The organism is Ornithinimicrobium sp., from assembly GCF_051004135.1.
Lineage (GTDB): Bacteria > Actinomycetota > Actinomycetes > Actinomycetales > Dermatophilaceae > Ornithinicoccus.
Genome location: NZ_JBPCKQ010000101.1, coordinates 1 through 5429, shown reverse-complemented (window position 1 = coordinate 5429; position 5429 = coordinate 1). Strand labels below are relative to the sequence as shown.

At 69.7% G+C, this 5429-nt stretch carries 6 protein-coding genes; 1 reads left to right on the top strand and 5 read right to left on the bottom strand.

The annotated features are described in order from the left end of the window. The 5 genes from ACR2FV_RS05895 to ACR2FV_RS05875 form a co-directional block, all read right to left on the bottom strand. A partial coding sequence (locus ACR2FV_RS05895; protein ID WP_434014767.1) for a TetR/AcrR family transcriptional regulator occupies positions 1-461 on the bottom strand: 461 nt, incomplete at its 3' end. Beyond that, entirely contained in the window at positions 458-784 is a 327-nt protein-coding gene (locus tag ACR2FV_RS05890; RefSeq protein ID WP_434014766.1) for a DMT family transporter, read from the bottom strand. The genes ACR2FV_RS05890 and ACR2FV_RS05895, both read right to left, overlap by 4 nt. Before the next feature lie 252 nt (positions 785-1036). Continuing rightward, entirely contained in the window at positions 1037-2689 is a 1653-nt protein-coding gene (locus ACR2FV_RS05885; RefSeq protein ID WP_434014765.1) for an ABC transporter permease subunit, read from the bottom strand. After that, positions 2686-3630 carry an ABC transporter ATP-binding protein gene (locus tag ACR2FV_RS05880; RefSeq protein ID WP_434014764.1) on the bottom strand — a complete coding sequence of 315 codons (945 nt, stop codon included), beginning with the start codon at positions 3628-3630 and terminating at the stop codon, positions 2686-2688. Before ACR2FV_RS05880 ends, ACR2FV_RS05885 begins: the two co-directional genes overlap by 4 nt. Then, positions 3627-4274 carry a TetR family transcriptional regulator gene (locus tag ACR2FV_RS05875; protein ID WP_434014763.1) on the bottom strand — a complete coding sequence of 216 codons (648 nt, stop codon included), beginning with the start codon at positions 4272-4274 and terminating at the stop codon, positions 3627-3629. The genes ACR2FV_RS05880 and ACR2FV_RS05875 overlap by 4 nt, the downstream gene beginning before the upstream one ends. 85 nt (positions 4275-4359) lie before the next feature. Between ACR2FV_RS05875 and rsmA the strand changes: the two genes are divergently transcribed. After that, positions 4360-5244, top strand: a complete 885-nt coding sequence (gene rsmA, locus ACR2FV_RS05870; RefSeq protein ID WP_434014762.1) for a 16S rRNA (adenine(1518)-N(6)/adenine(1519)-N(6))-dimethyltransferase RsmA — start codon at positions 4360-4362, stop codon at positions 5242-5244. Positions 5245-5429: the final 185 nt, after the last annotated feature.

Genomic DNA, 5429 nt, shown 5'->3' with positions numbered 1-5429 from the left:
ATCATGCCGTCGATGAGCGCGGAGACCACTTCGGCTCTCTGTGCGCCCAGGTGTGGCACCAGCAGGTCCCGCAGCCCGGCGAGCCAGACGTTGGCCAGGGGACGGAGGGCGGAGTTGCGGGCCGCCGCCAGGTAGAGCTCGTACTCCACGAGCACCCTGCTCTCCTGACTCAGGTAGCTGCGCACGCACTGCGTCAGCGCATCGGGGAGGTACTCGTGACTCGCGATGATGTCGGCCCACCTCGTCAGCTCGAGCTGGTAGTCCTCCGCGACACACCGCATACCGGCGACCAAGAGGTCGTCCAGCGTCGGGAAGTAGTAGGTGGTGGCCCCCAACGGCACGCCGGCGCGGGCGGCGATGGCCCGGTGGGTGGCCCGGCCGATGCCCACCTCGGCCACGACCTCGGCTGCAGCCCGGGCCAAGGCGATGCGGCGACCGTCGGGGTCTCGGGGCCGGCTCACGCCGCACCGCCCGCGTGGACGACCACGACTCCGAGCACGATGAGGGCGAGCCCGCTCAGCTGCGCCGCGGACAGCGACTCGCCCAAGAAGGTGACGCTGATGACCACGATCGTCGCCGTGCCCAGACCCGCCCACAGGGCGTAGGCGACGCTGACGGGCAGCTCGCGCACGCTCTGGGCCAGCAGGACGAACGCCAGGGCGTATGCGGTCAGCCCCACTGCTGTGGGGAGGGGACGGGTGGCGCCATGCGAGGCCTGGATCAGACTTGTGCCGAGGACCTCGAACGCGATCGCCACCGCCAGGAAGACGTATGCCAGCACCATATCGATCCTTTCTGTACATATGTACACGTACGATCGTACATTAGAACGCGGGGCGCTGGATTCCATGGCGTATCGACTTCGCAACGATCGACGCTTGCCCTTGGCGGCGCAAGTGCTGTAGTCACACCCCGAGGCGGTCACCTCCTCGTTGCGGACCAGACGGTGACCTCGGACGCGTCACCGGGGTGGATCAGGGACTGTCCGGCGGTGTATGAGGGCGACACGGCCTGCCGAGCCCAGCTCCATGCACGATCACCCGCGCAGGTCGCGCCGGTCGAACAGCGGGAGCGCCAATCCGACCAGCACCATGAGCACCGCCAGCAGCACCGCGGCGTGGCCCCACGGCATACCGTTGACCAAGGGGTCGCTGCCCAGGTAATAGTGGAACGGCGAGAGCCGCACCCACTCGTCATACTGCTGCGACAGCGGGAGGAACGACTGCAGCACGTAGCCGACCAGCGCAGCCCCGGCGGCAGCCCCGACGGCCCAGCGCACCCGGCCGGTGGCCGCACTGACCAGCAGCGCGAGCGCGCCGAAGACCATCCCCAGCAAGGTGGCCAGGAGGCAGGTGACGGCCGGGTTGAGCACGGAGACGTCGAGGCTCACCAGCAGCACCCCGATCGTGACGGCGACGAAGGTGATCACCCCGACGACAGCACTGAGCGCCGCCATCGCGACCACCTTGTCCAGCACCACCCGGCGCCGCGGCACCGCGTTGGCCAGCAGCAACCCCATGGTGCGCGACTCCTCCTCACCGGCCAGCGCCCGGGCTCCGATGGTTGCCGTGAGCACGATCATCGCCATCGGCACGCTGATCGCGAACACCTCACCCTGCAGATAGCCCGTCGCCGTCGACATGTCCACCCCGCCGATCATGGCGACCAGGGAGTCCGGCAGGTCGGCGAAGAACTCGCTCGTGCCGTCGGGCAGCAGCGTGTAGAACACCGGCATCAGCACGCCGAGATAGAACACGATGGCTCCCACGACCAGCGTCATGCCCTGGTGGTCCGAGACGGTCTTGGCGGTGATCGAGGACACCCGGGCCTGCCCGCCGACCCGCTCGGCGAGCGCAGCCGTGCGGGGGTTGTCACGAAGCCGGTCGAAGAGGGTGACCGCGCTGCCGCCGCTGCGCAGGTCGCGCCGGTTGAGCCCCAGGTATGCCGTCGCCGCCAGGAGGGCGCACAGGCCCAGCTGGATCGCCAGGTGCACCCCATCGACGCCGTTGACCTCGGGGACCGACCCGGTGAAGTAGTACCAGGGGAAGGCCTTCACGATGGTCTCGCCGACCTCGATCATCGGCAGCACCGAGACCGCGAGCCAGGACAGCACCATGAGCGCGGCGGCTCCTCCGGAGGAGATTGAGGGCTGACCGGTCCAGGCTCCGAGGGCGAGGGCCAGCATCCCGAAGAGCAGGGCGTTGGCCCCCAGGTGCAGCACCAGGGCGTCGACCTGCAGCCCGGTGATGTCCAGGCCCATCAGTGCCGGTATGCCGACCCCGGCCAGCCAGAGCAGCAGCGTCCCGAGGGTGGTCAGCGCCACGAGGGCGGCCACCTTGGCGCTCAACACCCGGCTGCGGCTGCGCGGGTTGCCCAGCAGCAGGCCGAGAGTGCCGGCCTGCTCCTCCCCGGCGATGGCGGCCGAGCCGATGGCGATGGCCAGCCCGCCGAGGGTCAACGCGCCCATCAGGTTGTACATCGCGCCGTAGGCGATGCCGTTGACCCCGCCGGCCTCCGGCGAGATGCCCATCGAGTCCAGCAGCGCAGGGGGCAGCTCGTAGTAGAAGGACAGGTCGAGGTCGGAGTAGATCGCCAGGGAGAACCAGAGCATCAGGGCGATCGCCGCCGCGCCGAGCACGATGCCGGTCAGCCGGTCGCGGATCGAGAAGGTGAACACCGACAGCGTCATGACACACCTGCCTCGGCCTCATCGCGCGCCTCGCGCACGTCAGGGGCCTCGTCGCCGCGGTAGTAGGCCAGGAAGATCTCCTCCAGGTCAGCCTCCTCGCTGTTGATGTCGACAAGGTGATGTCGGCCGGTGGCGACCTGCAGCAGCTCGTCCATGTTGCCGTCGAAGGCCAGCCGCACCGAGGTGTCGACGACCTCGACGTCGCGGGCGCCACGGATCGCGGTGAAGTCTTCGGCCGGCACGGGGGAGTCGAAGACCAGCTCCACCCGCCGGATCGCCTTGGAGCGCAGGTCGTGTACCCGCTCGACGTCGATCAGGTGGCCGCCGCGGATGATGCCGACCCGGTCGGCGACCCGCTGCACCTCCGAGAGGGTATGGCTGGACAGGAACACCGTGCGGCCCTGCGCCGCCACCTCGCGCATCATCGCCTGGAACTCCTGCTGCACCAGCGGGTCCAGGCCGGTCGACGGCTCGTCCATGATGATCAGCTCGGGCCGGCTCATGAACGCCTGGATCAGGCCGGCCTTCTGCCGGTTGCCGGTGGAGTAGTCGCCCACCTTCTTGGACAGGTCGGCGTCCAGCCGCTGCGCCAGCTCGTCGACATACGTCCAGTCGACGCCGCCACGCAGGTTGGCGAAGTAGCGCAGCGTGTCCTTGCCGGTGAGCTTGGGATACATCGCCAGGTCACCGAGCAGGTAGCCGATGTGCCGGCGGATCTGCACGGACTCGCGGTGGGTGTCCAGGCCCAGAATGCTCGCCCGGCCGCTGGTGGGCCTGATCAGGTCCAGGACGGTGCGGATCATGGTGGTCTTGCCCGCGCCGTTGGGGCCGAGGAAGCCGAACACCTCGCCACGCTCGACGTCGAGATCCAGGTCGACCAGGGCGTGCACGTCGCCGTAGCTCTTGGTCAGACCGCTCGTGGTGATGGCTGCTTCGGTCATGACGACTTCTCCTCGGTATGCGGTGTCTTGATGGCGTCGCGGAACCGCGCGTCGGTGAACAACCCATCGGTGTAGGCGTCCAGGACCGGGCCAGCAACGCGCAGGGTCGCCTCCGCCGGGTCGGTGATCTCGAGGACTCGCTGCGTGTGGTGCAGCAGGAGCGTCTGACCGAGGTCGGCGTTGAGCATCGCGGCCGCCCGACCCTCGGGATCTGCGCACGGCCGGATGACACCGGCCTCCTCACCGGCCGCGAAGTAGGCCAATGTCTCGTGAAACATCCGGTCGTAGAGACTGCGGCCGACCTCAGCGTCTTCGGTCAGCGCCCTCGCGACGTAGGCCATGGCCGGTGCGTAGTCCTGAGCTGTCTTGCGCATGCTGGAGTCGTCGAGAGAGAGGGTGCCGTTCAAGGCAGCGAGGGCGTCGCCCGCGATCCGGTCCATCACGTGGTCTTCGACCGCCTCGCGCAGCCCTTCCTTGGAGCCGAAGTGGTGCACCACCAGGGCGGCCGAGACCCCGGCCCGCTCGGCGATGCCGCGCACGGTGGCGGCCTTGAAGCCGATCTCACCGAAGCGGTGCAAGGCGGCGTCGCGGATGCGGGCGCGAGCGGTGAGGTCGTCCGGAGCTCCGGCGCGGCCCGGCCTCACATCCCCAACGTCGACTGAACGCATGTTCAGTATACTAAACAAATGTTCAGTCTTCGTCAAGACCCTGGTCTGCGAGGCTAGGACCATGACGTCCGACAGCGCCGCCGAGGTGGACCCGCCCGGGGCCGCGGCGTTGCTCGGGCCCGCGCAGATCCGCGAGCTGGCCGCCGGGCTGAACCTGCACCCGACCAAGGCGTGGGGGCAGAACTTCGTCGTCGACGCCAACACTGTGCGGCGCATCGTCCGGGCGTCGGGGGTGGGGGAGGATGACGTCGTGCTCGAGGTCGGGCCCGGCCTCGGCTCGCTGACCCTTGGCCTGCTGCCGCAGGTCCGCCGGGTCGTCGCGGTGGAGATCGACCCCGTCCTGGCGTCCGAGCTGCCGCACACAGTGACTACCCACGCCCCCGACCTGGCCGAGCGGCTCGACGTCCGGCATACCGATGCCCTGCGGCTCACCGGCCTGCCCGGCCCGCAGCCCACCGCGCTGGTGGCCAACCTGCCCTACAACGTCGCCGTGCCGGTCGTGCTGCACCTCCTGCAGCACCTGCCCAGCCTGCGCTCCGTGCTGGTGATGGTGCAGCTGGAGGTCGCCGAGCGACTGGTGGCCGGTCCCGGATCACGCGTCTACGGCGTGCCCAGCGTCAAGGCCGCCTGGTATGCCGAGGCGTCGGCGGCAGGGCGGATCGGGCGGTCCGTCTTCTGGCCGGCGCCCAACGTCGACTCCGGGCTGGTCCGGATGGTCCGCCGGGACCCGCCGGTGACCACGGCCACCCGCTCGGAGGTCTTCGCGGTCGTCGACGCGGCGTTCGCCCAGCGGCGCAAGACCCTGCGCGCGGCCCTGGCGGGCTGGGCCGGCAACGCACCCAGGGCGGAGCAGATCCTGCGGGCGGCGGGGGTCGACCCCACCCTTCGCGGCGAACGACTCGGTGTCTCCGAGTTCGCCGCGATCGCTGCTGCCCGGCCGGGCTGACCCCGTGAGCCGTCCGGGCTTTACCGCAGGTCGGGTGCCCCCGATCACGGCGCCCACCCTAGGGTTGGGGACATGTCCGAGGCTGTCGTTGCACAAGGGGTCACCGTCCGGGTGCCCGGCAAGCTCAACCTCGCCCTGTCCGTCGGGCCCCTGCGTGCGGACGGCTACCACGAGCTGGCCACCGT